This window comes from Xanthomonas sp. SHU 166 (genome assembly GCF_000364685.1).
Lineage (GTDB): Bacteria > Pseudomonadota > Gammaproteobacteria > Xanthomonadales > Xanthomonadaceae > Xanthomonas_A > Xanthomonas_A sontii.
The window spans coordinates 1-363 of sequence record NZ_AQOJ01000929.1 but is presented as its reverse complement, the minus strand read 5'-3'; the positions used below and the strand labels follow the sequence as shown (position 1 = coordinate 363).

At 68.6% G+C, this 363-nt stretch carries 1 pseudogene; it reads right to left on the bottom strand.

Going from position 1 to position 363, the window contains the following annotated elements:
• A pseudogene (locus tag D180_RS20835) lies at positions 1-363 on the bottom strand (methyl-accepting chemotaxis protein); the annotation flags it as partial.

Genomic DNA, 363 nt, shown 5'->3' with positions numbered 1-363 from the left:
CCGAGTCGTCGATCAGCGTCTTGATCTCCTTGGCCGCGCTGGCCGAGCGCTGGGCGAGGGTGCGGACTTCGCTGGCGACCACGGCGAAACCGCGGCCCTGCTCGCCAGCGCGTGCCGCTTCCACCGCGGCATTGAGTGAGGATGTTGGTCTGGAAGGCGATGCCGTCGATCACGCCGATGATGTCGGCGATCTTCTTCGAGGCCGCCTCGATGCCGTCCATGGTGGTGACGACCTGTCCGACCACCGTGCCGCCCTGCGAGGCCACCGAGGCCGCGCCGGCGGCCAACTGGTTGGCCTGGCGCGCATGCTCGGCGTTCTGCTTCACCGTGGCGGTCAGTTCCTCCATCGATGCGGCGGTTTCC